Raw genomic sequence first — 26,744 nt, 5'->3', positions numbered from 1 at the left:
ATCTGCGCCCGCTCAACGGACGACAACCTCTGCCCCGGCATGACCCCTCATCCTGACGAGAATCCACCCCGTTGCAACAACCACTTGAGCCCAAGGGGCTTGGACACCCCGGCTTCGAGAAACCCGAGTCGATCACCGCCGCCGGGCCCGCGCGACGAGCGGCGCGCGACTGCCGCGGCGGCCGGCGGTCGAACCCACAGCCAATGCGGACGCCGACCGACCAGCCCTGACGGACTCGGCCGGTCATGGCGTACGCCGACGGGTCGCGGTCGTCGACGCCGAGCCTGGCTCGGTCGGGTACGCGTCCATCACGCGCCACGAGGTTGTCCGATACCGATCAGTGCGTCGATGGACCCACGCAGAGGGCCGGCGAACGCTTGACCGGTAGGAAATCTCCTACCTATTGTGGTCGGCATGACAGTCACGCATGTGCAACTCGTCTCTGTACCCGTCACCGACCAGGACCGGGCCCGCGACTTCTACGTCGACGTCCTCGGCTTCGACCTGGTCTGGGACAACCCGATGGGCCCCGACGGCGGGCGCTGGGTGCAGGTCGCGCCCAAGGGCGCCGCCACCGCCCTGACCCTGGTCACCTGGTTTCCGACGATGCCGCCCGGCTCGCTGAAGGGGATGGTGCTGGAGACCGACGACCTCGACGCCGACGTCGCCCACCTGCGGGAGCGGGGCGTCGAGTTCGAGAGCGACATCCAGTCCGCACCCTGGGGCCGGTATGCCACGCTGCACGACCCGGACGGCAACGGCATCGTCCTCCAGGCCACCCGTGTCTGAACCGGACGTCTTCGCCGCCCTGGCCAACCCGACCCGCCGGGAGCTGCTGCGGCTGTTGCGCGACGGAGGGCAGCAGCCGGTGCAGCGCCTCGCCGACCACTTCGACATGCGCCGGCCCAGCCTGTCCGAGCACCTGCGGGTCCTCAAGGACGCCGGCCTGGTGGTCGAGCGGCCGGTCGGCCGGCAACGGCTGTACGCGCTGCGCCCCGAGCCGCTGCGACAGGTCGCCGACTGGCTGAGCCCGTACGAGGCGTACTGGCGGGGACGGCTCGGCGCACTGCGCGACGTGCTCGACGAGGTCGACGAGGTCGACGAGGTCGACGAGGTCGACGATGAGTGAGCAGACCACGATCCGGGTGGACCAGTTCCTGCCGCACCCACCGGCGAAGGTGTGGCGGGCGTTGACCGATCCTGATCTGATCGGGCGCTGGCTGATGCCTACCGACTTCGTACCGGTCGTCGGGCACCGGTTCACCCTGCGTACCGACCCCCGCCCCGGGCACGGCTTCGACGGGGTCGTGCACTGCGAGGTGCTCGACCTCGACCCGTACCGCCTGCTGCGCTGGGCCTGGCGCGGCGGAACGCTGGACACCGTCGTCACCTGGACGCTGGTGGCCGAGGGGAGGGGCACCCGGCTCTTCCTGGAACACGCGGGCTTCGATCCGGACGACCCGCTCCAGCGCCGCACCGCCACGCTGCTCGGCGGCGGCTGGCGCTCGCACGTCTGGCGCCGCCTCACCGAGACCCTCGACACGATCCCCACCTGATCAGCCCCCGGTACCGCCACGCGGTAATGAACCGGCGGCGGGTGCGGGGGCGTACCGGGCGGGGGGTCAGGTCGTGGGGAAGAGGCGCGCGTGCAGGGCCGCCGGGTCGGTGAGCTGGGGTAGGTCGCGGGCGGCGAGCCAGGCGGCCGCCGCCGCGCCGTCCCCCGCGGAACGCAGTGGCGCGTCGGGCCAGTGACGGGTGACCTCGGTGCGGACCGCGGCGCCCAGCGGGGTGTCGCCGGTGAGCAGACCGCCGCCGAGGACGAGCGGGGTTCGTGCCCCGGCCGGCCGGATCCGGCTCACGCTCTCGGCCAGGTGCCCTGCGGCCTCGGCGATCAGCGAGGTGGCGACGGGTTCGCCGTCGACGGCGGCGGTGACGACCAGCGGCGCCAGCCGGGCCAGCTCGATCGGCGGGCGGCGGGTGACCGCCTGGATCGTGGCGTCCACGGTGTCGCGGGGCCGGGAGGCGACCTCGGCGCTGCCGGTCAGTGCGGTGAGGACGGCCGTGGTCAGTGTGCCGGGGGTGCGGGCGGCGTCCAGGTCGGCCAGGAGGCGGCGGACGGCCTCTCGGCCGAGCCAGAACCCCGACCCGGCGTCGCCGAGCAGCCAGCCGTGGCCGTCGGCGATCCGGTCGAGGCGCAGGTCGACGACCTGCGCGGTGATCGCGCCGGTGCCGGCGATGAGCACCGTCCCGTCGGGCTCGGCGGTGCCGGAGGCGTAGGCGACCAGGGCGTCGCCGTGCACCGCGTACGGGCAGCGCAGGCCGGCGTCGTGCCAGGCCCGGTCGAAGGCGGCCCGGCCGGCGGGGTCGGCGAGCAGCCGGCCCGCCCCGGCCAGCCCGATGGTGCCGGCGACCACCCGGGCCGGGTCGACGTCGGCGAGCGCCTCGCGGAGCGCGGTCAACAGTTCGGCGGCGGCCCGTTCGGCGCCGTGGCTGGTGGGGTTGCCGCCGCCGGCTCGGCCGGTGCCGAGGCGTTCGCCGGCGAGGGTCAGGGCGGTCGCCCGGGTGGACGTACCCCCGACATCGAGACCGACCACGACGGTGTCGGACATCGGCACGGGCCTCCTTGCGCTGCGCGGTTCTGGGCCTGTTCATGCTGGTCGGCGCGGCCGCGCGGGGCAACTTCGAGGCGGCGCGGAGGGACGTGCGCCAGGTAACAGTTTGAAAACTTCGCCCACGGTCTTGACATAGACGGTCGTTCAGTAAGAAATTTTACCACTATCAGTTAACAGTCCTTCGAAAATGCGAGGCGTCGATGGTTGATCATGAGGTGGACACCGCTGCGGGGACCGCGGTGGTCGACGCCGACGCGATCGACCGGCGAAACGCCCTCGGATCGACGTCCGACGGGGTGTTGGCCCGGGTCCGCAACAGTCTCGGCGAACTGACCGGCGCGCTACGCCGCGTCGCCGAGCATGTCCTCAGCGACCCGGAGGCCGCGGCCCGATCCACAATCGTCGAGCTGGCCGAGCGCAGCGGCACCTCACCGGCGACCATCACCCGCTTCTGCCGGGCGATGGGCTTCGAGGGGTACGCCGACCTGCGGCTGGGCATCGCCGCCGAGACCGGTCGGGCCCGCTCGGCCGGCTGGACCGTCGACATCGGCCGCGAGATCCAGCCGAGCGACCCGCTCGGACGGGTGCTCGACCAGATCATGGCCGCCGACACCCGGGCGATGCACGACACCGCCGCGCTGCTCGACCTCGGCGAGGTGGAACGCGCCGCGGTGGCGATCGCCGGCGCCAACCGGGTGAACATCTTCGGGGCCAGCGGCAGCGCCCTCGTCGGCGAGGAGATGCAGTTCAGCCTGCACCGCATCGGGGTGGCAGCCTGGGCCTGGAGCGACGTGCACGAGGGGCTGGCCAGCGCCGCGCTGCTCGGCGTCGGCGACGTCGCGCTCGGCATCTCGCACACCGGCCAGACCCGGGAGACGATCGAGATGCTCGCCGAGGCGGGCAGCCGGGGCGCCACCACGCTCGCGCTCACCGGCTTCCCCCGCTCACCGTTGGCCGAACTGGCCGACATCGTGCTGCTCACGGCCAGCCAGGCCACCACCTTCCGACCGGACGCGCTCTCCGCCCGGCACCCCCAACTGGTGGTGCTGGACCTGCTCTACATCGCCGTCGCCCAACGCACGCACGACCGGGCCCACGCGGCCTTCCGACGGACCGCGCAGGCCGTCGACGGCCACAAGGCGGCGAAGGGAGCCCTCGCATGATCAGCGCCCAGGGGTACGCGGACGCCGTCCGCCCGGTGCTCGACCGGCTGCTCGACTCGGAATCCGACGGCATCACCCGGGCGGCCGACCTGATCGCCGACAGCCTGCGCGACGGCGGCGTGCTCCAGGCGTTCGGCGCCGGGCACTCCGAGGCGTTCGCCGCCGAGCTGGTGGCCCGGGCCGGCGGGCTGGTCCCCACCAACCGGCTCTCGGTGCGGGACCTGGTGCTGCACGGTGACGCGCCGCGCGACGTGCTCGCCGACCCGAAGCTGGAACGCGACCCCTCCATCGCCCACCAGATCTACGCGCTCGCGGCGCCCCAGCCGCGGGACGTGTTCGTGGTGGCCTCCCAATCCGGCATCAACGGCTCGGTGGTCGAGCTGGCGGCGCTGGTCACCGAGCGCGGTCATCCGTTGATCGCGGTCACCTCGGCCGAGCACACCGCACGGGTCGCGCCACGACACCCGTCCGGTCAGCGGCTCGCCGACCTCGCCGACGTCGTGCTGGACAACGGCGCGCCGTACGGCGATGCACTGCTGCCGCTCGAGGGCGGCGGCGCGGTCTGTGCGGTCTCCTCGGTCACCACGGCGCTGCTGGCGCAGCTGCTGACCGCGGAGGTCGTACGACGGTTCCACCAGGCCGGAGAGGTGCCCCCTATCTACCTCTCCGCCAACGTCCCCGGCGGGGACGAGCACAACATCGCCCTCGAGTCGCGGTACGCCGGGCGTCTCCGGCGTACCGCCTGACCCGAATTCCACAAGGAGAGACGACGATGTCGAATACCCCCGAACACCCGGCCGCGCTCGACCGTCGCACGGTGCTGCGTCGCGCCGCCGCCGTGGGCATGCTCGCCACCCCGGCCATCGGCCTGCTCAGCGCCTGCGCGACAAGCGGCGGCGACAAGGAGAACGAGCAGGTCGCCGGTGGCACCAAGAGCGAGAAGAACCCGCTGGGCGTCAAGGAGGACGCCGCGATCGAGGTGGTCATCTTCAACGGCGGTTACGGCGAGAAGTACGCCACCGACGTGCACGAGCCGCTCTACAAGAAGGCGTTCCCCAAGGCGGAGGTCAAGCACCAGGCCACCCAGGCCGTCTCCACGGTGCTCCAGCCGCGGTTCGCCTCCGGCAACCCGCCGGAGTTCGTGAACAACTCGGGCGAGAAGCTGATGGACTTCGGTGCGTTGGTCGCCGACGGTCAGCTGCAGGACCTCACCGAGCTGTGGGACGCCCCGTCGGTGGACGACCCGGCCAAGAAGGTCCGCGACACGGTGGTGCCCGGCACCATCGAGGCGGGCTCGTTCAACGGCAAGCCGTTCGTCCTGTACTACGTCTCCACCGTCTTCGGTATCTGGTACTCCGGCAAGCTGTTCAAGGACAACGGCTGGGCACCGGCGAAGACGTGGGACGACTTCATCGCCCTGCTCACCTCGATCAAGGCCAAGGGCATCACCCCGTACGGCTACGCCGGGGCGAACGCGGCCTACTACCAGTGGAACGTGATCCTCACCCACGCCGCCAAGATCGGCGGCACGGACGTGCTGAAGAACATCGACAATCTGGAGGACGGCGCCTGGAAGCAGGACGCCATCAAGCAGGCGGCCACGGCGTGGGCCGAGGTCGGGGCGAAGTTCAGCGACAAGAGCTTCGAGGGCCTCAAGCACACCGACGTGCAGCTGCGGCAGAACCAGTACAAGGTCGCCCTGTACCCCAGCGGCGACTGGCTGGAGGGCGAGCAGAAGCAGGACACCCCGCCCGGCTTCGACTACCAGCTCATGCCGGTGCCGAGCATGTCCTCCTCGGACAAGCTGCCGGCCACCGCGCTGCGGGCCACCGCGGGTGAGGGTTACTTCGTCTCGGCGAAGAGCAAGAACCCCAAGGGCGGCCTGGAGTACATGCGCCAGATGCTGTCGAAGGAGGGCGCGAAGGGCTTCACCGAGGTGGTCAAGGCCCCGACCGTGGTCACCGCCGGCTCTGAGGGCTTCTCCTTCCCGCCCGGTGTGGCCAGCTCGCAGGCCGCGCTCAAGGCGGCCGGCCAGGACGTGTTCAACCTGTACTTCGACGGTTGGTACAAGGAGCTCGACACGGAGGCGCGGACCGCCACCAACGAGCTGATGTTCGGCCGGATCAACGCGGACGCCTTCGTGGAGCGGATCCAGAAGAAGGCCGACGCGATCAAGAAGGACAGCTCCGTCACCAAGTTCAAGCGCTGATCGATCGGAGCTAGGGTCATGCGGCACGGCAAGTATCCGTTCGTGATCGGGTTCCTGATCGTCCCGGTCGCGCTGTACGTGACCTTCGTGATCGCGCCGTACGCGCAGGCGTTCCAGATCTCGATGACCAACTGGCGGGGCCTGTCGGCCCCGCGGTGGGTGGGCTTCGACAACTACCGGAGGCTGCTCGACGACGGCACCTTCTGGAAGGCGGTCCAGCACCACGGCGTACTGCTGCTTGCCCTGCCGCTGATCACCATCGCCATCGCGCTGTTCTTCGCCTTCCTGCTCAATGTGGGCGGCAAGGCCAGCGGCGGGCAACGCCAGGGGGTCTGGGGGTCGAGGTTCTACCGGGTGGTGTTCTTCTTCCCCCAGGTCCTGGCGGTGGCCATCATCGCGGTGCTGTTCCAGACGGTGTACCGGCCGGACGAGTCCGGCCTGATCAACGGCGTGCTGATGAAGATCGGGCTGGACCCGGTGCTGTTCCTGATCCGGCCGAACCTGGCGCTCTGGTCGATCATCGGGGTGCTGGTCTGGCAGGCCGTCGGCTTCTACGTGGTGCTCTTCTCGGCCGGGATGGCCTCCATTCCCGGTGAGATCTACGAGGCCGCGGAGATGGACGGGGCGAGCAGGGTGACCCTGTTCTTCCGGGTCACCCTGCCGCTGCTCTGGGACACCCTCCAGGTGGCCTGGGTGTATCTGGGCATCGCGGCGTTCGACGCGTTCGCCGTCGTGGCGGTGCTCTCCATCGACCAGGGTGGCCCGGACGGCGCCACCACCGTGCTCGCCGTGGAGATCTACCGCAACGCGTTCACGTACCAGAAGTACGGCTACGCCTCGGCGATGGGTGTGGCGCTCTTCTTCCTCACCCTCACGTTCGCGGCGCTGACGCTGCGGCTCACCAAGCGGGAAAGCGTGGAGTACTGATGGACGCGCAGACGACGCTGCCGCCGACGGCGGCCACACCGCCCCCGCCGAGCACGGGTCCGAAGGCCGCCGGCGGCCGCCGGGGCAGGGGTCCCCGATCCGAGGTACGCCTCTTCGCCGGCCTCGGTCACCTGGCCCTCGCCGCGTGGGCCGTGATCGTCATCGTGCCGATCCTGTGGACCTTCCTGGCCGCGTTCAAGAACACCAGCGAGATCTTCAGCAGCCCGTGGACGCTACCGGCCGAACTGCGCTGGGAGAACTTCGGCCGGGCCTGGACCAAGGCGCACGTCGGCAGGTACTTCCTCAACAGCGTGCTGGTGGTCGGGGCGAGCACCTTCTGCACCATGCTGTTCGGCTCGATGGCCGCGTACGTGCTGGCCCGGTACAAGTTCATCGGGAACCGGGCGATCTACTACCTGTTCGTCTCCGGGTTGGCCTTCCCGGTCTTCCTCGCCCTGGTGCCGCTCTTCTTCGTGGTGCAGAACCTGGGCCTGTTGGGCACCCACACCGGGCTGGTGCTGGTCTACACCGCGTACTCGTTGCCGTTCACCGTGTTCTTCCTGGCCGCGTTCTTCAAGACGCTGCCGACGTCGGTCGCCGAGGCGGGGATGATCGACGGCTGCGGGCACACCCGGCTGTTCTTCCAGGTGATGATGCCGATGGCGAAGCCGGGCCTGATCAGCGTGGCGATCTTCAACATCATCGGTCAGTGGGCGCAGTACCAGTTGCCGCTGGTGCTGCTGCCCAGCGGCTACGAGGACAAGTGGGTGCTCACCCAGGGCATCGCGAACATCTCGGTGAACGCCGGCTACCAGGCGGACTGGTCTGGACTGTTCGCCGCACTGACAATCGCCATCCTCCCGATGATCGTCGTGTACGCGGTCTTCCAACGCCAGATCCAGGCCGGCCTCACCGCCGGCGCCGTCAAGTAGGCAGTCACCTCGGGCGCTCGTCGGCCTGACTGTGCCAGGAGCGCCACAGGTCCGCGTACGCCCCGTCGGCGGCCACGAGGTCGTCGTGGCTGCCGATCTCGGTGATCCGCCCGTCGGCCAGCACGGCGACCCGGTCGGCGTCGTGCGCGGTGTTGAGCCGGTGCGCGATGGCGATGACGGTCCGTCCGACCAGCACCGCGGCCAGCGTCCGTTCGGTACGGCGCGCGGTGCTCGGGTCGAGCGCGGCGGTCGCCTCGTCGAGGATCAGCGTGTGCGGGTCGGCGAGCACCAGCCGGGCCAGCGCGAGCTGCTGTGCCTCGGCCGCGCCGAGCTGCCGGGCCCCGTCGCCGAGCTGCGTGTCGAGCCCGTCGGGCAGCTCGGCGTACCAGTCGGCGCCCACTGTCGCCAGCGCGGCGCGCATCTGCTCGTCCGACGCGTCGGGCGCGGCGAAGGAGAGGTTGTCGCGCACCGAGCCGATGAAGACGTGGTGTTCCTGGGTGACAAGGGCGATGCGCCGTCGACGCTCGGCGGGGTCGAGGTCGGTGACCGGGCAACCGCCGATGCTGACCACGCCGTGGCGGGGAGCGTCGATCCCGGCCAGCAACCGGGCCAGGGTGGACTTGCCGGCGCCCGACGGACCGACGACGGCCAGCCGTTCACCCGGCTGCACCTCCAGGTCGATGCCGTGCAGCACGTCCGGCCCGCCGGAGTAGGAGAACCGCGCCCCGCGGACGACCACCCGTTCGCCCCGCGACGTGGCCGGCTGCCCGGGTGGCTCCGGCGGGACCATGCCGACGCCGAGCAGCCGGGCGTACGACGCGAAACCGCGCTGCGCCTGCTCCGTCCACTGCAACAGCCGGTCCAACGGATCGATCGCCTGTTGCAGGTAGAGCGCGGCGGCGACCACCGCGCCGAGGGTGACCAGATCCCGGGAGAGCAGGTAGCCGCCGACGAGCAGCACCACTGCGATCGGCAGCGGGTAGCTGGCCTCGACTACCGAGAAGAACACCGTACGCAGCGCCAGGGTCGCCCGGCGGGCCTGCCACACCCGGGTGATCCGGGCGGTGCCGTGCCGGATCCGGTCGTCGGTCAGCCGCAGCGCCTCCACCGTGCGGGCGCCTTCGGCGGTGGTGGTGAGCGTCTCGGTCAACTCGGCCGCCGCCGCGCCCTCGGTGAGGTAGGCGGGACTGGCTCGCCGCAGGTACCAGCGGGTGACCGCCACGATCGACGGGAGCCCGGCCAGCGCCGCCAGACCGAGCAGCGGGTGCAGCAGGAAAACCGCCCCGAACAGCAAGATCAACTGAACCGTGGCGATGACGATGGTGGGCACCACGTCGCGCACCGTGGTCCCGACCGTCGAGACGTCGACCGAGCTGCGGGTGGCCAGGTCGCCGGAGCCGGCGCGCTCGACGACCGAGACCGGCAGGCCGAGGGTCCGGGAGACGAACTCCTCCCGCAGCTCGGCGACGGCCCGTTCACCGAAGCGGTGGCCGGCGTACTGGGCGTAGCGGGAGAGCAGCGCGCTGACCAGGACACAACCGGCGATGGCCAGCGCCAGCCGGTCCACTGTGGCCACTCCGGCGCCCGCGGTGACGCGGTCGACGATGGTGCCCAACAGCCACGGCGGGGCCAGGCCGGCGATCGCTGCCGCGCCGTGCAGCGCCAGCACGACGCCGACGGCCCGGCGGTGCCGGCTGATCATGTTCCGCAGGGCGCGCCGTACGGTGCGCCGGTCGGCCACCGGCAGCGGGCTCACCGGTAGACCTCCTCGGTGTCGGCGGGCTGGTCGAGATCCGCATCGCCCCGGGCCACCAGGTGCCGGTAGCCGGCGTCGGAATCCAGCAGGTCGGCGTGGCTGCCGGTGGTGATGCTCCGGCCGGCGCCCAGGTGTGCCACCAGGTCGGCCCGGCCGAGCAGCAGCGGCGAGGTGGCGATCACCACTGTCGTCCGTCCGGCCCGGGCGACGCGTAACCGTTCGGCGATCCGCGCCTCGGTGTGCGCGTCCACCGCCGAGGTCGGGTCGACGAGGATCAGCACCTCCGGCTCGCTGAGCAGCGCCCGGGCCAGGCGCACCCGTTGGCGCTGACCGCCGGAGAGGGTCCGGGCCCGGGCGTCCAGCGGGGTGTCCAGCCCGGCGGGCAGGGCGTCGACGATGTCGTCCGCCGAGGCGGCATGCAGGGCTGCCCGGATCCGGCGATCGTCGCCCCCGGGGCACAGCACGTCCCGCAGGGTCCCGGCAAAGAGGTACGAGTCGTGGTCGGCGACCACGATCCGGGCGCGGACCTCGTCCAGGGCGACCCTGGCCAACGGCACGCCACCCCAGGTGGTGTCGCTGACGACGTAGCGGCCGAGCCGGTCGGCGAGCGCCACGGCCGCGGCCGGGTCGTCGGCGGCCACCCCGGTCAGCCGGCCGGCGGGCACGGTCAGGCCGGTCTCCGGGTCGTGCAGGTCGGCGGGGCCGGCCGGTGCGGCCAGGGCGTCGGGCCGGCGGGCGTCGGGCTGGCGGGGGTCGGGCACCGGGCCCGACCATCGCCGACCCGGGCCACCGACCTCGTCCGCTGTCACGTTGAGCAGGTCGGCGATCCGTCGGGCGGCGACCCTCCCCCGGATCAGCTGGTGGCTGCCCTCCAGCAGGAACCAGACCGGCACGATCAGAGTCGCCACGTAGCCGTAGACGGCGACCAGCTCGCCGATCGTGACGGCACCTGTCACCGCCATCCGAGCCGTCAGCCACACCACGGCGGCCAGGAACAACCCGGGGATGGCGACTGTCGCCGCGTCGATCCAGCTGTTCACCGCGCCGACCCGGTAACCCTCGGCGCGCAGGGCCTGGGACCTGGCCGCGTACCGCCGGGCGAACAGGTCCCGGCCGCCCACCCCGGCGAGCACCCGCAGCCCCGCCACGATGTCTCCGGAGCGGGCCGTGAGCGCGCCCTGCTGCCCCCGATAGACCGACTCGGCCCGTTCCAGCCGGCGCAGCAGCGGGCCGACGACCAGGCCGACCGCCGGCACTCCCAGCAGCACGCAGAGCGCCAGCAGCGGGGAGATCGACCAGAGCACCACGGCGATGATCCCGTACGCCACGATCGCGCCGACGCCCGGTCCGGTAAGCGTCAGCACCTGTGCGGCCCAGTCGATGTCGGAGCCGCCGATGGTGGACACCTCGCCCGCGCCGACCCGGCGCGGCAGCACCGCGCCGATCCGGGACAGGTGGCGCAGCAGCACCTCCGCCGAGCGCGCCTTGGCGTCCTCCCGGATGAAGGTCATCGTGCGGTGCCGCATGATGCCGAGGTAGGACAGGCCCACTCCCGCGACGATGATCGTCGCGACCCAGAACGCCAGGGCGCGGGTGTCCCCGGCGCGCAGCCCGTCGTCGACGGCTCGGTAGATCAGGTAGGGCCGCGCCGACAGCCCGACCATCCAGGCCGTCCCGAACAGGCTGCCGCGCAGCACCCGCCACGGTTGGCAACGGACCAGCCACCACAGGTATCGCATCGGACCCCGCGTGTCGGGGGTGCCAGGATCGGAATGGGGGATTTGCGGGGGCACCTGACCACGCTACCGAGCAGCTCCGCCGCCCGACCGACCCATTTCCGGTGAGGTGCGCCTCCGTTTCTGTCGGGAGGGGGAGGCAGAATCACGTTCGTGCTGGTGGCGGTGGTGTCCGACGAGCGGGGTGGGGGCGTGCTGTGCCCGCTGGCTGCCGACGGGCGCCCGACCGGCCCGGCCGAGGTCGTCGTCGACCTGGCCGCCGCGGTCGCCGCCCGCGAGGCCGCCGAGCACCCGCGGTGGGTCTGGTCCACCGCCACTTCCGCCTACCCGCCGCTGCTGCGCGCCGGCGTCCGGGTCGACAGGTGTCACGACGTGGAGTTGACCGAGGCGTTGCTGCTCGGGCAGGCGGGCCGCTGGGGTGAGCCCCGCTCGCTGGCCGCGGCCTGGGCCCGGTTGACCGGCGCGCCGGTGCCGCCCGACCCGGCGCCGCGCGCCGCCGCACCTCCCGGGCACGGCCAGGGCGCGCTCTTCGACACGGTGCCCGGCCCGCCGGGCCCGGGCATCGAGGCACTGACCCGGGTGTACGCCGACCAGCTCGCCCGCATCGCCGCGACCGAGCACCCCGGCCGGTTCCGGTTGCTGGTGGCCGCCGAGTCGGCGGGCGCGCTGATCGCTGTGGAGATGGGTGCCGCCGGGTTGCCGTGGCGTGCCGACGTGCACGACGAGATCCTGCACGAGTTGCTCGGCGAGGCGTCCCCGGTCGGTGGCCCGCCCCGCCGGCTCGCCGAGCTGGCCGCCCGGATCGCCGACGCGTTCGGCGTCCGCCACCTGCACGCCGAGTCCCCGGCGGAGCTGCTGAAGGCCTTCGCCCGGGCCGGGGTGGAGCTGCCCAACACCCGGGCCTGGGTGCTGCGCGGGGTCGACCATCCGGCGGTGCCGCTGCTGTTGGAATACAAGGAGCTCTACCGGATCTGGACGGCGCACGGCTGGTCCTGGCTCGATCAGTGGGTGCGCGACGGGCGGTTCCGGCCGGAGTACGTGCCGGCCGGTGTGGTTTCCGGCCGCTGGGCGACCCGCGGCGGTGGCGCCTTGCAGATCCCGAAGGTGATCCGCCGGGCGGTGGTGGCCGATCCGGGCTGGCGGTTGGTGGTCGCCGACGCCGGCCAGTTGGAGCCGCGGGTGCTGGCGGCGGTGTCCGGCGACGCGCGGCTGGCGGCGGCCGGCGGAGCCGGCGACCTCTATGCCGCGCTGGCCCGCGACTCGTTCGGCGGCGACCGGGCCAAGGCCAAGGTGGCCCTGCTCGGCGCGATGTACGGGCAGACCGGCGGCGCGGCGGTGCCCGCGTTGGCGGTGCTGAAGCGCAGCTACCCGACGGCGTTCGGTTACGTCGAGGCGGCGGCGCGCACCGGCGAGGCGGGTGGGCTGGTGCGGTCGTGGTTGGGGCGGACGTGCCCGCCCGGTTCGGTGGGGTTCGGTGATCCCGACGACGCGCCCTCCGATCCGGACGGGGCGGCTGACCCACACGGTCCCCGGGCTCGTGCCGCGCGATCCCGGGGCCGGTTCACCCGCAACTTCGTCATCCAGGCGACCGCCGCCGAGTGGGCCGCCACCTTGCTTGCCACGCTGCGCACGGAGTTGGCCGGCAGCGACGCGCAGCTGGTCTTCTTCCAGCACGACGAGGTGGTCGTGCATGCGCCCGCCGCGCAGGCGGAGGCGGTCGCCGAGGCCGTCAGCCGGTGCGGCGAGCAGGCCTCCGCATTGCTGTTCGGTGTGACGCCGGTCCGGTTCCCGCTGGATCTGTCCATCGTGGAGTGTTACGCCGACGCGGCCTGACCCGCGCGGTTGCGCAGGTCGTCGGGGTGGGCCGCGTGGGGTGGAACCTCGCCGAGGGGGCCGACTCGGTTAGCCTCACCGCTGGCGTCGGATAGTCGTCGTCGCAACGGGGGAGGTGCGCCGTGGTTGCCGGAATCGCCCGTCACCTGGCTGGCATTGTCGTCGCCTGGTTGGTCTTCGTCGCCGAGGCGATAGTGGGCTACCTCGGGCTGCTGGCCTACACGTTGGCCACCGGTTCCGAGGTGGGCGGCCCACTGGCCGGGCCGATGCTCGTGTTGATCGCCGCCGTGCTCGGCGTGGCCCTGGTACCACTGCTCTTCCTGCCCTCGGTGGCGGTCGCGGAGCTGGCCAGCCGGCGGCGGGGGACCGGTCGGGTGGTGGCGGTGGCCGCGCCCGTCGCGGTCGTGCTGGCCGCCGGGTACGCGGTGGCCGGGGCGATCGCCACGCAGGTGCCCACCGGGTACGTGCCGCTTGTCGCGGCAGTCGCCGCGCTGCTCGTCCTCGCCCCGGTCGTGCTGTACGCGCTCACCGCCCGCGGCGTCGGCTGGATGGCCCGACGGGTGTCCCTGCGGTGGGGTGGCACGGCGGTCGCGCTGTCTCCCCAGGTGGGCTGACCGCCGCTCGACGGCCGCCGGGACTCCCGCCGGTCCACGACGCATCCTCGCCCGACCGCTCTGAGGGGAGCCGCCGGGCGTGTAACGGTTGTGCTATTTCTCCTTTTCGCCCCGCTACTCCCGGCCGGCCGTCCTCGTTGCAGTGTCCGTAGGAGGGGGCGGATCGGTAGCGGTCGCTCCCATGCGTGAGGGGGCACAGCTGAACGGGATCGCAGGAATGATCATCGCCGCAGGCGGGGGACGACGGATCGGTGGTCCCGAGGCGCTGCTGCACCAGGGCGAGAAGCCACTGGTCAACCAGATGATCGACACGATGACCGAGGCGGGCTGCGAGCAGATCGTGGTCGTGCTGGGTGCCGCCGCCGAGCAGGTCCGGGAGACCGCCGACCTGGGCGGCGTCACCGTCGTCATCAACAAGGCATGGGGCACCGGGGTCGGCTCCTCCATCCGGGCCGGCCTCGCGGCAATGGACGACGAGGGGATCGAGGCGGTGGTGGTGGTCCCGGTCGACATGCCGGGGCTGACCGCCGTGGCGGTCCGTCGGGTGGCCGCGCTGCCGTACCCCGACGTGCTGGTCTGCGCCACCTACGACGGGCTGCGCGGCTACCCGATGCTCTTCGGTCGTCGGCACTGGTCCGGCATCGCCACCCTGGCCAGCGCCGACGTGGGTGCCCGACCGTACCTGCTGGCACACAAGGACCAGATCGTCGACATCGCCTGCGACTCGGTGGCCGACGGCAGTCGGGTCGACACCCCGGCGCTGATGGAGCTCTACGGGCTCACCGTCCCGCCGCAGCGCGTCGAGGTGTAGCAGGCGTCGGCGACCAGCAGGTCACCGCGCCACCCGGGCCGCGCTCTCGTACGCCGCCGCTCGGGCGGTCACCTCCTGGCTGGCCCGGTCGGGATGGCCGCTGTCGAACGGCGGTTGTGGGTCGTACTCCATCCAGAGCTGAACGGCCCGCGCGGTCGTCCGGTCGGTCAGGAGTTCGACGAGTCTCAGCCCCATGTCGATGCCGCTCGACACGCCGGCCGCGGTGATGATCCGTGCGTCCAGTTCTTCGACGACCCGCTGGTTCGTCGGCTCGGCGCCGAAGCGGCTCAACTCCCGCGCCACCCGGTAGTGACTCGTCGCGCGCCGCCCCCGCAGCAGCCCGGCCGCGCCGAGGAGAATCGAGCCGGAACAGACGGAGGTGGTGAACGTCGTCGTCTCGTGGATCCGCCTGATCCAGCCCGGTAGTGGTCCGGCCAGGGCCTGGACGGTCCCCGGTCCTCCCGGGACGACGAGAACGTCGGTCGCCATCACGTCGTCGAACCCGGACTCGGCCACCAGTGAGGCCGCTCCGCAGTCGTCCCGGACGGGGCCGGGGAGTTCGGCGACCAGGGTCACCTCGATGCCCGGAGTGAGGGCCAACGGCTGGTAGACGCCGATGACGTCCAGCGCGGTGAAACGCTCGTACAGCGGGATGACGACCTGGGTCAACAGAGGCTCCTACTCGGGTGGGTTGCGGTCAGCGGGTCGAGAAGCGTTCGCGAAAAGCGCCAGGGGTGGTGCCGAGCCGATCGCCGAAAATCCGCCGCAGCGACTCGGCGGATCCGAATCCCGCCCTGGCCGCCACGGCGTCGAGACCCAGGTCGGACTGCACCAGCAGGCGTTTGGCCGCCTCCAGGCGCAGTTCGGCGAGGTAGCGCCCGACGGTGAGTCCCGTCTCCCGGGCGAAGAGCCGCTGAAAGTGCCGGGGTGACATGGCGAACCGCGCGGCAAGGTCGTCGACCCGATGTGTCGCGGCCGGATCGGCGTCGAGAACCCGCTGAACGGCGGCGATCCGCTTCTCTGTGGCGCGTTCCAACCACACCGGGCCGGAGAACTGCGCCTGCTGGCCGGGCCGGTGCAGGAACATCACCAGCCAGCGGGCGATCTCCTGGGCGACTCGTGCCCCGTGGTCGGCCGCTACGACGGCAAGTGCCAGATCGATTCCTGCCGTGACCCCACCCGAGGTCCAGACCGGGCCGTCGTGCACGTAGAGGGCGTCGTGGTCGACGGTGAGGTCGCAGAACCGCCGACCGAGGGCCCTGGACAGCGACCAGTGGGTGGTCACCCTGCGACCGCCCAGCAACCCGGCCCGCGCGCACAGGAACGCCCCCGAGCAGATCGACAACAACCGGGTGGGGCGGCACCGCCGCAGCCAGGCGACGAGGTCGGCGTGTTCGTCCTCGGCCGCCGCCGCAGCGCCGCCGGGCACGACGAGGGTGCCGGAGCTGACGGGCTCTGCCAGCGCGTCGGCCACCATCACGAGGCCGCTTTCGGACGCGACAGCGCCCTGCCTGCCCGCCAGCCTCAGGTCGTACGCGGGGCGCTCACCGTGCGCCGCCCGGTACCGGTTCGCCCCCGTCAGGACCTCCCACGGCCCGGTCACGTCGAGGGACTGCATGCCCGGGAAGGCGACAACTGTGACGTGCTCAACCATGCCCCGAGTCTGCCGACGCAGCCATCGTGGCGCCATGACGCCGTTGCCACGGAAAGTGACACGGCGGTGGACGCCCCGGTCCGGGTTGAAGCGTCCTAACCCGGCGGTGACCGTCGGTCACCTTCGTGGGATCGGTTGCGGCGGTGAGCGGTATACCTGAGGGTCATGTTCATACCCCTGAGGTAAACCGCTCACCGGCACATCGAGAGGGCGGGCAGCCACAGCGGATGGCGAGAGCCCTCCGGTCAGTCCTGCGCCGAGTCGAGCTTTCCGGTGGCGGCGAGCCGCTGGTACCAGTGGGCGCTGTCCTTCCAGATGCGCTCCTGGGTGTCGTAGTCGACCCGGATGATCCCGAAACGGCGGTCGTAGCCGTAACCCCACTCGAAGTTGTCGAGCAGCGACCAGACGAAGTAACCGCGCACGTCCGCGCCCTGCGCGCGGGCGTCGGCCATCGCGCCGATGTGCCGACGCAGGTAGTCGATCCGCCGGTCGTCGTGGATCCGCCCGTCGGCCGACACCACGTCGTCGAACGCCGCACCGTTCTCGGTGATCATCATCGGCTGGCTGGGGTATTCGCGGTGCAGGCGCAGCAGCAGTTCGGTAAGGGCCGGCGGGTCGATGTTCCAACCCATCGCCGTGTACGGGCCGGGCTGCGGCAGGAAGTCGACGTCGTCCGCGGCGACCCACGGCGTCGAGGCCGACGCACCGTGCCCGTCGGCGTCGGAGCGGGCCGACACGCCGTCCCACGCCCGGACCAGGGTGCTGGAGTAGTAGTTGACCCCGAGCACGTCCAGCGGCACCGCGATCAGCTTCTCGTCACCGGCACGCACGAACGACCAGTCGGTGACGGACGCGGTGTCGGCCAGCAGGTCGGCCGGGTATTCCCCGTCGAGCATCGGGCCGAGGAACGCACGGTTGGCCAACGCGTCGATCCGCCGCACCGCGTCCTGGTCCGCCGCCGAGTCCGAGGCGCCCCGGATGACGTGCAGGTTCAACGTCACCGACAGCTCGGCGGCGGGCGCCAGCTCCCGGACCACCCGACCGGCCAGGCCGTGCGCCAGGTTGAGGTGGTGCACCGCGGCCAGTGCCGCCGCCGGCTCGGTCCGACCCGGCGCGTGCACCCCGGAGGCGTAGCCCAGGTACGCCGAGCACCACGGCTCGTTGAGCGTCGTCCAGGTGTGCACCCGGTCGCCAAGCGCGCCGACGATGCCGGCCGCGTACTCCTGGAAGCGCAGCGCGGTCTCCCGGGACGCCCAGCCGCCAGCGTCCTCCAACTCCTGCGGCAGGTCCCAGTGGTACATCGTGGCCACCGGCTGGATGCCCCGGTCCAGCAGACCGTCCACCAGCCGTGCGTAGAAGTCGATGCCGGCCTGGTTGAAGCGGCCCGAACCGCCCGGCTGCACCCGCGGCCAGGCGATGGAGAACCGGTACGCGCTGAGCCCCAGGTCGGCGACGTGCCCGAGGTCGTCGGCCCACCTGTGGTAGTGGTCGGCAGCCACGTCGCCGGTGTCACCGTTCAACGTCCGACCCGGCGTGTGGCTGTAGGTGTCCCAGATGGACGGTCCGCGCCCGTCCTCGGTGACCGCACCCTCGATCTGGTACGCCGCCGTCGCGGACCCCCAGACGAAGCCTTCCGGGAAGTGGTGTTGCGTCATCGTTGCGTCCCCTGGATCTCGCAGCTGTAGCCCGTCGAGGTGCCGGCGACCAGTTCGACACTGGCCGTCGCCGCCTCGTAGCGCACGTCGAACTCGGCGCCCGGCCCGTCCCCGGGTGACGGTACCCGTACCCGGGTCCGCTGCCCCTCGGCCGGTGCGTACAGCCGTAGCCGCACATCGTCGGCCCACTCGTAGTCGGGTCGGTCGGTGCGGGAGCCGAACGGGATGACCGCGCCGGGCCGGGCCAGCACCGGCAGGCTGTCGATCGCGTGTTTCTCGGTGACCCACGCCGGACCGGTGACCTGAGCGCCGCTGACCAGGTGCGTCCAGGTGCCGGCCGGCACGTAGTAGGTGACGGTGCCGTCGGCGCTCAACACCGGTGCGACAAGGACGTCGGGGCCGAGCATGTACTGCCGGTCCAGGTGCGCCGTGGCCGGATCGTCCGGGAACTCCAGGAACATCGGGCGCATCACCGGCGTACCGTTGCGGTGCGCCTCCTGCGCGGCGGCCGCCAGGTACGGCATCAGGCCGAGCTTGAGCCGGGTGAAGTGGCGCAGCACGTCGACGGCCTCCTCGTCGAACGCCCACGGCACCCGGTACGACCCCGAGCCGTGCAGCCGGGAGTGCGAGGAGAGCAACCCGAAGGCGACCCACCGCTTGAACACCGTCGGATCGGGGGTGCCCTCGAAGCCGCCGATGTCGTGGCTCCAGTAGCCGAAGCCGGACGCGGCCAGGGACAACCCGCCGCGCAGCGACTCGGCCATCGCGACGAACGTCGCCTCGCAGTCGCCACCCCAGTGCACCGGGAACTGCTGGCCGCCGGTGGTGGCCGAGCGGGCGAACAGCACCGCCTCGCCCTCGCCGCGTTCGGTCTCCAGCAACTCGAAGACCGCCTTGTTGTAGAGGTAGGAGTAGTAGTTGTGCATCCGCTGCGGGTCCGAACCGTCGTGCCAGACCACGTCGGTCGGGATGCGCTCACCGAAGTCGGTCTTGAAGCAGTCGACGCCCATGTCGAGCAGCGCCTTGAGCTTGCCGGTGAACCAGCGCACCGCGTCCGGGTTGGTGAAGTCGACGAGCGCCATGCCGGCCTGCCACTTGTCCCACTGCCAGACCGAACCGTCCGGGTTGCGGACCAGGTAACCGGCCTCGCGCCCCTCCTCGAACAGGTACGACCGCTGCGCGATGTACGGGTTGATCCAGACGCACACCTTCAGGTCACGCTCGTGCAGCCGGCGCAGCATCCCCTCCGGGTCCGGGAAGGTCGCCGGGTCCCAGACGAAGTCGACCCAGTGGAACTGGCGCATCCAGAAGCAGTCGAAGTGGAACACCGACAGCGGCAGCCCGCGTTCGGCCATCCCGTCGACGAACTCGGTGACGGTCTTCTCGTCGTACGAGGTGGTGAACGAGGTGGACAGCCACAGCCCGTACGACCAGGCGGGGATCCGGGCCGGGCGGCCGGTGAGCGCTGTGTAGCGGCGCAGCACGTCCTTCGGTGTGGGCCCGTCGATGACGTAGTAGGTGAGCGACTGACCCTCGACGCTGAACTGGGTCTGCGCGACCACCTCGGAGCCGACCTCGAACGACACGTGCTCCGGGTGGTCCACGAACACCCCGTAGCCGGCGCTGCTCAGATAGAACGGCACGTTCTTGTACGCCTGTTCGCTGGCGGTGCCCCCGTCGGCGTTCCAGATGTCGACGGTCTGCCCGTTCTTCACGAACGGGCCGAAGCGCTCACCCAACCCGTACACCGTCTCACCGACGCCCAGGGCGAGCCGCTCGTGTACGTGCCGGCGGCCCTCGCCGTCGGTGACGACGCCGATGCTGCGCTCGGTGGACGCGGTGACGAGCCGGTCGCCGTGCCGGAACTCGACCCGCCAGCCGTCGATGAGCGCGACCCGCGCGGTCAACTCGCCGGTGGTCAACGTCGCGCTGATCCCGGTGATGTCGACAGCGACCGGGTGCGTCTCGTCGGTGTTCAGCCCGAAGTGCGGCTCGCGGGGCAGCCCACCGGTGTGGTGGGCGATGGTCACCCCGATGACGCCGGGGGCGGGGGAGAAGAACCGGACGGTGACCACGGGTCGGTTGAGGGTGGCGCCGCGACCGGTGAGCTGGCCGGTCGGCGCGAAGACGGTGAAGCCGCGCTCGTCCGGCTCGACCGACTCCACGACGCCGGGGCGCAGGACGCTTACCCCGGGACGCAGTTGCCAGTACCCGTCGGTGAACTTCACTTCTCGGCTCCTGCCGTGATGCCGCGCGCCAGAGTGCGCTGGAAGATGAGGAAGAAGAGGATGGCCGGTACCAGGCTGATCAGCGCGCCGGCGTTGGTGGTCGGCGCGTCCATCAGCCGGTCGCCCTGCAACGACGCGAGCGCGACCGGGATGGTCTGCGTCTGGTTGTCGATGAGCATGACCAGCGGGATGAGGAACTCGTTCCAGGTCCAGATGAAGAAGAAGATGAGCAGCACCGACAGGGTGGGGCGCAGGTTGGGGAAGACCACCCGCCACAACACCGTCCACTTGCCCGCGCCGTCGAGCGCCGCCGCCTCCAGCAGCGAGCGGGGGAACGTGCCCAGCACCGAGGCGAGCAGGTACGTGCCGAACGCGCTCTGGATCACCGTGAAGATGATGATCACCGCGAGTCGGGTGTTGTAGAGCCCGACCTCCTTGGCCGCGTAGTACAGCGGGTAGATCAGCGCCTCCTGCGGCAGCATGTTGGCGAGCAGGAAGAGACCGACGATCCAGAGCCGGCCGCGGACCCGGCCAATGCCCAGGGCGTACGCGTTGAGCAGCGAGACGGCGACGCCGAGCACTGCCACGCAGCCGGCGATGAGCGCCGAGTTCCAGAGCTTGAGCGGGAAGTCGACAGCGGTCCAGTACGTGCGCAGACCCTTTGTGTAGAACTCCGTCGGCCAGCTCAACGGGCCACCCGAGGAGTAGTCGCCCGGCGACTTGAACGCGTTGAGCAGCATGAACGCGAACGGCACGAGCATGACCAGCGCGCCGAGGACGACCAGGGCGAGCACCACCCAGCGGCTGACGCCACGGTGGTGCCGATCGGGTACGTGCCGACGTGGCGCGACCGGCGCGGTGCTCGGTGTGAGCGTGACAGCCATGTCAGATCCCCCGGTCCCGGCGTTCGCTGCGCGCCTGCATCCAGATGAAGACCACTGCCACCACGACGATGATCAGGGTCAGCACCGTGGAGATCGCGGAGCCGTAGCCGACCTGCAACTTCTTGAAGAACGTGTAGTACGCGAAGTAGCTCGGCACGTTTGTCGCGTTGTCCGGGCCGCCCCGGGTCAGGGCGAAGATCGGCCCGAACACCTTCAGCGCGGCGATGGTGCAGGTGAGCGCCACCACGAACGTCTCCGGCCGGATCTGCGGGAGGGTGATCGCCCGGAACCGGTGCAGCCAGTTCGCGCCGTCGACCTCGGCCGCCTCGTACAACTCGGGGTCGACCCGCTGGAGCGCGGCCATGAAGACGACCACCGGGTAGCCGATCTGCACCCAGATCATCACCGCCATCACGGCCGGCAGGGCGGTGCCCGGGTCACCGAGCCAGTCGTGGCGCAGCGCGCCGAGACCTACCGCGTCGAGCAGACTGTTGAACGCCCCGTCGGGGCGCAGGATCCAGCCCCAGACGATGCCGGCCACCACGACGGGCAGCACCTGCGGGAGGTAGAACGCGGCCCGCAGCGCGGCGGCGGTGCGCGGCTTGAACCGGCGACCGATGACGTCGAAGAGCACCGCGGCGAGCAGCAGCCCGAGCACTGTGGGCACCACCACCATCGCGACGATCATCCAGACGGTGTTGCGGAACGACGCCCAGAACACGTCGTCCTGGAAGAGTTGCCGGTAGTTGTCCAGGCCGACCCACCGGGGGTCGCCGATGCCGGACCACTTGGTGAGCGACAGGTAGAGGGTGCCCACCAGCGGAACGCCGATGACCAGGATGAAGAGCACCACTCCGGGGAGCAGGTAGAGCCAGTACGCCGCGTTGCGGCCGCGGCGTCCGCGGCGGGGCGCGGGCGGGGTGGGCGTCGCGGCCGGTGGTGTGGCGGCGACGGTCTCGGAGACTGCCATGGAAGATCCTTCCCGGCGGGGCGGGCGGGCGCGCCGGTCGTGCCGGTCGCGCCCGCCGCTCGCCGTGTCACTTGCCGGTGATCTCCTTGACGCCGTCGGCGTACGGCTTGGCGATCGTGTCGAGGACCTGGTCGGGCGACTTGGAGCCGTTGATCAGGGCCTGGAAGCCGGAGACCAGCACGTCGTAGTAGCCGGGCACCGGCCAGTCCGGGTAGAAGGCGAGCCCGTCCTGCTTGCTCACGGTGTTGAAGTCCTCGATCAGCTTGCGGTCCTTCGGGTCGCTGATCTTCGACGCGTCCGCGGCGATCGGGACACCACCGTTGTTGCCGATCAGGTCCTGGATCTCCGGACGCAGCGTGATGTCGATGAAGTCGTACGCCAGGCTCTTGGCCTTGCTGTTCTCCGGCACCACCCAGAGGTTGCCGGAGGAGCCGGCCTGCAGGGTGTTGCCGGGGAAGAGGAAGGTGTCCCAGTTGGCCTTCATCTCGGTCTTGAACCGGCCGTACCACCAGCTACCCGAGACGATCATCGGAACCTTGCCGCCGATGAAGGCGGTGCCCATGTCCTCGGCCTTGAGGCTTGCCGAGTTCTTCGCGACGTAGCCCTTCTGCACCCACTGGGCGAAGGTCTCCGCGCCGTACTTGAGCGGGCCGGCCTTGAAGTCGACAGGGTTCTTGTAGAGCTGGTAGTTGTCGACGAACTGCCGGTCGCCCTTGGAGAGGGCGAGCTGGTAGAAGAGCTGCCCGGCCGGGTACTCGGCACCGGCCATGCCCAGCGGGGTGATGCCCTTGCCGACGAAGGTGTCCATCGCGGCGGTCATCTCCGCCAGGGTGGTCGGGACCTTGACGCCGTTGCTCTGGAACAGGTCCTTGTTGTAGTAGACAGTGACGTACTCGCCGTAGTTCGGCACACCGAACCACTTGCCCGAGCCCATCACACCCTTGTCGCTGTACCGGGCGGTGGTCTGCAGGCTGGGGCTGAGCTTGCCGGCCCAGCCGCGCTTGTCGGCCTCCGCGCTCAGGTCGGAGAGCAGGCCCTGGGTGGAGAGCAGGCCGGCGGTGGCGTTGCCCTTGTTGTACTCCATGATGTCCGGGCCCTCGGACGAGTTGATGATCATGCCGGCGTTCTGCTGGATCTGCTCGAACGCCTTACGCTCGAAGCGCACCTCGACGCCCGGGTGCTCGTCCTTGAAGATCTCGATGGCCCGGTTCCAGCCGACCCCCATGGCACTGTTCTCGCTCTCGTAGTGCCAGAGCTTGAGGACCTTGGCGTCACTGTCGTCACCGTTGTCGCCACCGCCGCAGGCGGCCAGGGTGGTCGTCGCGGTCGCCGCCAGGGCGAGCGCGGCGACGATCCGGCGGAATCGTTGCATTACCATCCTCCTCGTTGAGTATCTAGCCGGTACTTCACGAGGCCCGTCGTCGCGTTGCCGCGCGGCGGCGGGCCGTTCCTACCTGTCAGCCCCCATGGGTTGGCGGCTTCGTGGCGCGGCCGTCGAACCCCGGATCTCCAGCGAGCACGGCAGCAGTTGCTGGTGCAGCCGATTACCGGCGCCATCCAGGTGACGCACCAGCGCCTCGATCGCGATCCGACCCAGTGTCGAACCGGGTGACGTCATCGCGGTCAGCGCCGGGGTCGCCAGTTCGGCCACCTGCGGCGAGGTGACCATCGAAACGACGGAGACGTCGTCGGGCACCGACAACCCCCGGCCGGTCAGCTCGCCGAGAATGCCGAAGATCGCGGTCTCGTTCATGGCCAGCACGGCGGTCAGCTCCGGGGCCCGCGCGAACGCGTCGGCCAGGGCGGCACGACCGCCGGCGGCGCTGTCCTCCGCCGTGATCATCACGGGGTCGAGGCCGTGCCCGGTCATCGCCGCGACGAAGGCGTCCCGGGTCCGCAGCGCCGGCCCGTACCCGCTGGCCACCGTCGCGGCCGAGTGGTTGACGTAGACGATCCGCCGGTGCCCGAGACCAACCAGGTGTGCGACGGCCTCCCGGACGGTCTGGTCGAAGTCGATGTCGACGTAGGAGAGCGCGCTGGTGTCGCCCGTCCGACCGATCAACACGAGCGGTACGCCGGCCTCCTGGAGCACGGTGACCCGCTCGTCGGCGAGCTGAACCTCCATCAGCACGACGCCGTCGAGCATCCGCTGGGTGGCCAGCCGCCGCAGGTCGTCCAGGTCGCCACCGCCGACCGGCGAGAGCACCAGGTGGTAGCCGGCCGCGCTGGCCGCCGAGGCGGCGCCGGTGACGAAGGCCGTTTCGGTGGCGCCGAGGCCGCGCTCGTCCATCGGCATCAGCAGGCCGAGGATCCGACTGCGCCGGCTGGCCAGGCCACGGGCCATCGCGTTGGGTTGGTACTGCAACTCCGCCATCGCGGCGAGCACCTTGTCCCGGGTGGCCTGGGAGATCGGCCGGGCGCCGGTGAGCACGTACGAGACGGTGCTCACCGAGACCTGCGCGAGGCGGGCGACGTCGTGCATGGTTGCCACGCGTACCTCCTCTGGCCGGCGGCGGGACCGCGTCCACAGCTTCGTCGAAACGCTTCGTCGAAGCGGTTCGACAGGACGCTAGGCCACCTGTTACGGCGACGTCAATAGCGGATGTCGAAAAGAATTCGCCTCGCGCCTCGCGCCTCGCGCCTCGCGCCTCGCGCCTCGCGCCTCGCGGTTCAAGATCGCGCTTGATCCTGGATGTAGTTCCCTCTGTCTTTTCGGATGCCACTGCATCCAGGATCGAGCACGATCTTGAGGTGGGTGTGGGTGTGGGTGTGGGTGTGGGTGTGGGTGTGGGTGTGGGTGTGGGTGTGGACGTGATCTGCGGGCCTCGCGGTTCAAGATCGCGCTCGATGCTGGATGTAGTTCCCTCTGTCGTTCTGGAGGCCACTGGATCCGGGATCGAGCACGATCTTGGGCGCGGGGCGCGGGGCGCGGGGCGCGGGGCGCGGGGCGCGGGGGGCGCGGGATGGCTTGGCCTCGTTGAGCGGGGGCTCCTGGGCGGGGGCGTGTGGGATGGGGGGCGAGTGCGGGGGCGTCAGGGGAGGCCGAAGAGGGCGGCGGCGTTGTTCCAGCAGACTGCGCGGAGCCAGTCGTCGCCCAGGTCCAGGCGGGCCAGTCCGGTCAGTTGGTCGGCGTACGGGTAGGGGATGTTGGGAAAGTCGCTGCCGAGGAGCACTTTGCCGGCCAGCCCCAACTCGCGCAGCCGGGGCAGCTCGGCTCTGGGGAAGGGGGCGAACCTGTCGAGAAACGGCGTGAACGCCATTGTGGTGTCCAGCCGGACCTGTTCGTACGTCTCGCTGAGGTCCAGGAACTCCCGGTAGTCGGGGGCGCCGAGGTGTGCCACCACCGCGGGCAGCCGAGGGTGGCGGGCGAGCAGGGCGGCGAACGGGTCGGGGCCGGTGTGTGCGATCCCGACCGGGGCGTGCCCGGCGTGTACGACCACCGGTACGCCCGCGTCGGACAGCATCCCCCACACCTGGTCCAACGCCGGGTCGGTCGGCGCGAAGTTGCCGACCTGGATGTGCACCTTGAAGACCCGGGCGCCGCCGGCCAGTGCCGCCGCCACGTAGCTGGGGGCGTCCGCCTCGGGGAAGAAGGTGGCCGAGGGCAGGCAGCCGGGGGTGTCGCGGGCGAATTCAAGTGTCCAGCGGTTGAGTTCGACTGCCATGCCCGGCCGGTGGGCGTACGCCAGGGCGCTGAATGCCACGACTCCCAGCCGGCGCAGGTGCGCGACCCGGTCGGCGTCGCTCCACCGGTACCTGATCGGCCACTCGGTGCCGACCAGCGGCCCGGCCGCGTCGAAGTACGCCCAGACCCGGCGCATCAGCCGTGGGGGCAGGAAGTGCACGTGTACGTCGGCCAGCCCGGGGAGCCCCAGCGCGCGCCAGAACGCCGGCACCTCGTCGTCGGCCGCTGGCGGTGACGCGAGAGCTGGATCGGTCATACCTCGATGTCGAACCGGCTCAGCACCGAGGGCGCGATCAGGCCGATGGTGGCGAGCGCGGAGACGATTGTCAGTGCGATGCGCATCCCGACCACCTCGGCCTTGCTGCCGACCCGCAGGGCGATCTTGTTCGGTAGGCCGATCATCATCCACATCCGCCGCTTGATCGGGATCGGCCAGAGGATCGGCACACCCGCTCGGGTGATCATGTCACCGAGGATGTGCACGAAGCAGCCAACGCCCAGGGCCGTCCCGATGAGCGGATAGCCGCGACCACCCGGCAGGTTCGCATAGGTGAACCAGGCGGCCCCGGCCGACGCGAGGGTGATGATGACCCACCCGGCGCGTTCGGCCCACTCGTCGAACAGCCCGCGCAGCGCGAGGCCGAACATGAAGAACAGGATGGTGATGACCGCCCACTTGCCGTACGCCGCGCAGAGCGCGGTGGTGCCCCAGCCGACGAGCACGGTGAACGGCAGGGTGTGGGTGAGCGTCCGGTGTCCGTTGTTGCGACGGGGGTCCTTGCTGAGCTTCGTGGCGTAGTAGACCCCGAGTGAGATCTTCTCCATCACCTCGGCGGCGAAGAGCGAGAAGACGCCGAAGGTGCGGGCTACCGTGGCTCCACCCTGGTTCTTCGTCACCTTGCCCGACATGTCGAGGTCGGGAAAGAGTGCCCCGCCCGCACACACCGCGGTGCCCACCGCCAACGCGAGTGGCGACTGGTGATAGTCGGCGAACTGGTCCAGTGCCCAGGACCCGGCCAACCACGCCGCCGCGCCGGACAGCGCGTGTTGCGGTCCCATCATCTCGGCTCACCCT

General features: G+C 71.0%; 24 protein-coding genes. 11 read left to right on the top strand and 13 right to left on the bottom strand.

Features of this window, described 5'->3' with window-relative positions:
- Positions 1-414 precede the first annotated feature (414 nt).
- The 3 genes from AB0B86_RS32500 to AB0B86_RS32490 are packed head-to-tail and all read left to right on the top strand — an operon-like array spanning position 415 to position 1,556.
- Positions 415-789: a glyoxalase superfamily protein gene (locus AB0B86_RS32500; protein ID WP_357407334.1), complete on the top strand. Its 375-nt coding sequence runs from the start codon at positions 415-417 to the stop codon at positions 787-789.
- Positions 782-1,129 carry a metalloregulator ArsR/SmtB family transcription factor gene (locus tag AB0B86_RS32495; RefSeq protein WP_357420472.1) on the top strand — a complete coding sequence of 116 codons (348 nt, stop codon included), beginning with the start codon at positions 782-784 and terminating at the stop codon, positions 1,127-1,129. The genes AB0B86_RS32500 and AB0B86_RS32495 overlap by 8 nt, the downstream gene beginning before the upstream one ends.
- Positions 1,122-1,556 carry an SRPBCC domain-containing protein gene (locus tag AB0B86_RS32490; RefSeq protein WP_357407330.1) on the top strand — a complete coding sequence of 145 codons (435 nt, stop codon included), beginning with the start codon at positions 1,122-1,124 and terminating at the stop codon, positions 1,554-1,556. Before AB0B86_RS32495 ends, AB0B86_RS32490 begins: the two co-directional genes overlap by 8 nt.
- A gap of 66 nt (positions 1,557-1,622) precedes the next feature.
- On the opposite strand, the gene AB0B86_RS32485 is transcribed toward AB0B86_RS32490, so the two are convergent.
- On the bottom strand, positions 1,623-2,609 hold the full coding sequence (locus AB0B86_RS32485; RefSeq protein ID WP_357407328.1) for a BadF/BadG/BcrA/BcrD ATPase family protein: 987 nt from the start codon (positions 2,607-2,609) through the stop codon (positions 1,623-1,625).
- Positions 2,610-2,812: 203 nt separating this feature from the next.
- Here AB0B86_RS32485 and AB0B86_RS32480 point away from each other — a divergent pair, with 203 nt between their 5' ends.
- From AB0B86_RS32480 to AB0B86_RS32460, 5 genes are read left to right on the top strand one after another with little or no spacing between them, the layout of a single operon-like run.
- Positions 2,813-3,775, top strand: coding sequence for a MurR/RpiR family transcriptional regulator (locus tag AB0B86_RS32480; RefSeq protein ID WP_357407326.1), 963 nt, complete (start codon positions 2,813-2,815; stop codon positions 3,773-3,775).
- Positions 3,772-4,521: an SIS domain-containing protein gene (locus tag AB0B86_RS32475; protein WP_357407324.1), complete on the top strand. Its 750-nt coding sequence runs from the start codon at positions 3,772-3,774 to the stop codon at positions 4,519-4,521. The genes AB0B86_RS32480 and AB0B86_RS32475 overlap by 4 nt, the downstream gene beginning before the upstream one ends.
- A 26-nt stretch (positions 4,522-4,547) precedes the next feature.
- Positions 4,548-5,984: an N-acetylglucosamine/diacetylchitobiose ABC transporter substrate-binding protein gene (gene ngcE, locus AB0B86_RS32470; RefSeq protein ID WP_357407322.1), complete on the top strand. Its 1,437-nt coding sequence runs from the start codon at positions 4,548-4,550 to the stop codon at positions 5,982-5,984.
- Positions 5,985-6,002: 18 nt separating this feature from the next.
- Positions 6,003-6,911, top strand: coding sequence for a sugar ABC transporter permease (locus tag AB0B86_RS32465; protein WP_357407320.1), 909 nt, complete (start codon positions 6,003-6,005; stop codon positions 6,909-6,911).
- Entirely contained in the window at positions 6,911-7,843 is a 933-nt protein-coding gene (locus AB0B86_RS32460) for a carbohydrate ABC transporter permease (RefSeq protein ID WP_357407318.1), read from the top strand. The genes AB0B86_RS32465 and AB0B86_RS32460 overlap by 1 nt, the downstream gene beginning before the upstream one ends.
- Before the next feature lie 4 nt (positions 7,844-7,847).
- On the opposite strand, the gene AB0B86_RS32455 is transcribed toward AB0B86_RS32460, so the two are convergent.
- Positions 7,848-9,545, bottom strand: coding sequence for an ABC transporter ATP-binding protein (locus AB0B86_RS32455; RefSeq protein ID WP_357420477.1), 1,698 nt, complete (start codon positions 9,543-9,545; stop codon positions 7,848-7,850).
- A gap of 50 nt (positions 9,546-9,595) precedes the next feature.
- Positions 9,596-11,338, bottom strand: coding sequence for an ABC transporter ATP-binding protein (locus tag AB0B86_RS32450; protein WP_357420468.1), 1,743 nt, complete (start codon positions 11,336-11,338; stop codon positions 9,596-9,598).
- Between the two features lie 120 nt (positions 11,339-11,458).
- Here AB0B86_RS32450 and AB0B86_RS32445 point away from each other — a divergent pair, with 120 nt between their 5' ends.
- From AB0B86_RS32445 to AB0B86_RS32435, 3 genes are all read left to right on the top strand, one after another.
- Positions 11,459-13,168, top strand: a complete 1,710-nt coding sequence (locus AB0B86_RS32445; RefSeq protein WP_357420475.1) for a bifunctional 3'-5' exonuclease/DNA polymerase — start codon at positions 11,459-11,461, stop codon at positions 13,166-13,168.
- A gap of 122 nt (positions 13,169-13,290) precedes the next feature.
- Positions 13,291-13,782, top strand: coding sequence for a hypothetical protein (locus tag AB0B86_RS32440; RefSeq protein ID WP_357407315.1), 492 nt, complete (start codon positions 13,291-13,293; stop codon positions 13,780-13,782).
- A 217-nt stretch (positions 13,783-13,999) separates the two neighbouring features.
- Complete coding sequence (locus AB0B86_RS32435) at positions 14,000-14,593, top strand: nucleotidyltransferase family protein (protein ID WP_357407313.1); 594 nt, start codon at positions 14,000-14,002, stop codon at positions 14,591-14,593.
- 21 nt (positions 14,594-14,614) lie between these two features.
- Here the strand turns inward: AB0B86_RS32435 and AB0B86_RS32430 are convergent, their stop codons facing one another.
- The 10 genes from AB0B86_RS32430 to AB0B86_RS32385 form a co-directional block, all read right to left on the bottom strand.
- The gene (locus tag AB0B86_RS32430) at positions 14,615-15,262 is read right to left on the bottom strand and encodes a DJ-1/PfpI family protein (protein WP_357407311.1); all 648 of its coding nucleotides are present in this window, start codon (positions 15,260-15,262) and stop codon (positions 14,615-14,617) included.
- A 28-nt stretch (positions 15,263-15,290) separates the two neighbouring features.
- Entirely contained in the window at positions 15,291-16,247 is a 957-nt protein-coding gene (locus AB0B86_RS32425) for a helix-turn-helix domain-containing protein (RefSeq protein WP_357407309.1), read from the bottom strand.
- Between the two features lie 245 nt (positions 16,248-16,492).
- Entirely contained in the window at positions 16,493-17,902 is a 1,410-nt protein-coding gene (locus AB0B86_RS32420) for a GH1 family beta-glucosidase (protein ID WP_357420466.1), read from the bottom strand.
- The gene (gene yicI / locus AB0B86_RS32415; protein ID WP_357407305.1) at positions 17,899-20,130 is read right to left on the bottom strand and encodes an alpha-xylosidase; all 2,232 of its coding nucleotides are present in this window, start codon (positions 20,128-20,130) and stop codon (positions 17,899-17,901) included. The genes AB0B86_RS32420 and yicI overlap by 4 nt, the downstream gene beginning before the upstream one ends.
- Complete coding sequence (locus tag AB0B86_RS32410; RefSeq protein WP_357407303.1) at positions 20,127-21,014, bottom strand: carbohydrate ABC transporter permease; 888 nt, start codon at positions 21,012-21,014, stop codon at positions 20,127-20,129. Before AB0B86_RS32410 ends, yicI begins: the two co-directional genes overlap by 4 nt.
- A 1-nt stretch (position 21,015) precedes the next feature.
- Positions 21,016-21,984, bottom strand: a complete 969-nt coding sequence (locus tag AB0B86_RS32405; RefSeq protein ID WP_357407301.1) for a sugar ABC transporter permease — start codon at positions 21,982-21,984, stop codon at positions 21,016-21,018.
- A 67-nt stretch (positions 21,985-22,051) separates the two neighbouring features.
- On the bottom strand, positions 22,052-23,356 hold the full coding sequence (locus AB0B86_RS32400; RefSeq protein WP_357407299.1) for an extracellular solute-binding protein: 1,305 nt from the start codon (positions 23,354-23,356) through the stop codon (positions 22,052-22,054).
- Positions 23,357-23,434: 78 nt separating this feature from the next.
- Positions 23,435-24,466 (bottom strand): LacI family DNA-binding transcriptional regulator, encoded by a 1,032-nt coding sequence (locus AB0B86_RS32395; protein WP_357407361.1) that lies wholly within the window; start codon positions 24,464-24,466, stop codon positions 23,435-23,437.
- Between the two features lie 550 nt (positions 24,467-25,016).
- Positions 25,017-25,925: an amidohydrolase family protein gene (locus tag AB0B86_RS32390; protein ID WP_357420463.1), complete on the bottom strand. Its 909-nt coding sequence runs from the start codon at positions 25,923-25,925 to the stop codon at positions 25,017-25,019.
- Positions 25,922-26,731 carry a metal-dependent hydrolase gene (locus AB0B86_RS32385; protein ID WP_357407295.1) on the bottom strand — a complete coding sequence of 270 codons (810 nt, stop codon included), beginning with the start codon at positions 26,729-26,731 and terminating at the stop codon, positions 25,922-25,924. The genes AB0B86_RS32390 and AB0B86_RS32385 overlap by 4 nt, the downstream gene beginning before the upstream one ends.
- Positions 26,732-26,744 lie beyond the last annotated feature (13 nt).

The sequence above is a fragment of the Micromonospora sp. NPDC049047 genome (genome assembly GCF_040649135.1).
Taxonomy (GTDB): Bacteria; Actinomycetota; Actinomycetes; order Mycobacteriales; family Micromonosporaceae; genus Micromonospora.
Note: the sequence above shows the minus strand (reverse complement) of the source record. Positions and strands in the feature narration are given on the sequence as shown.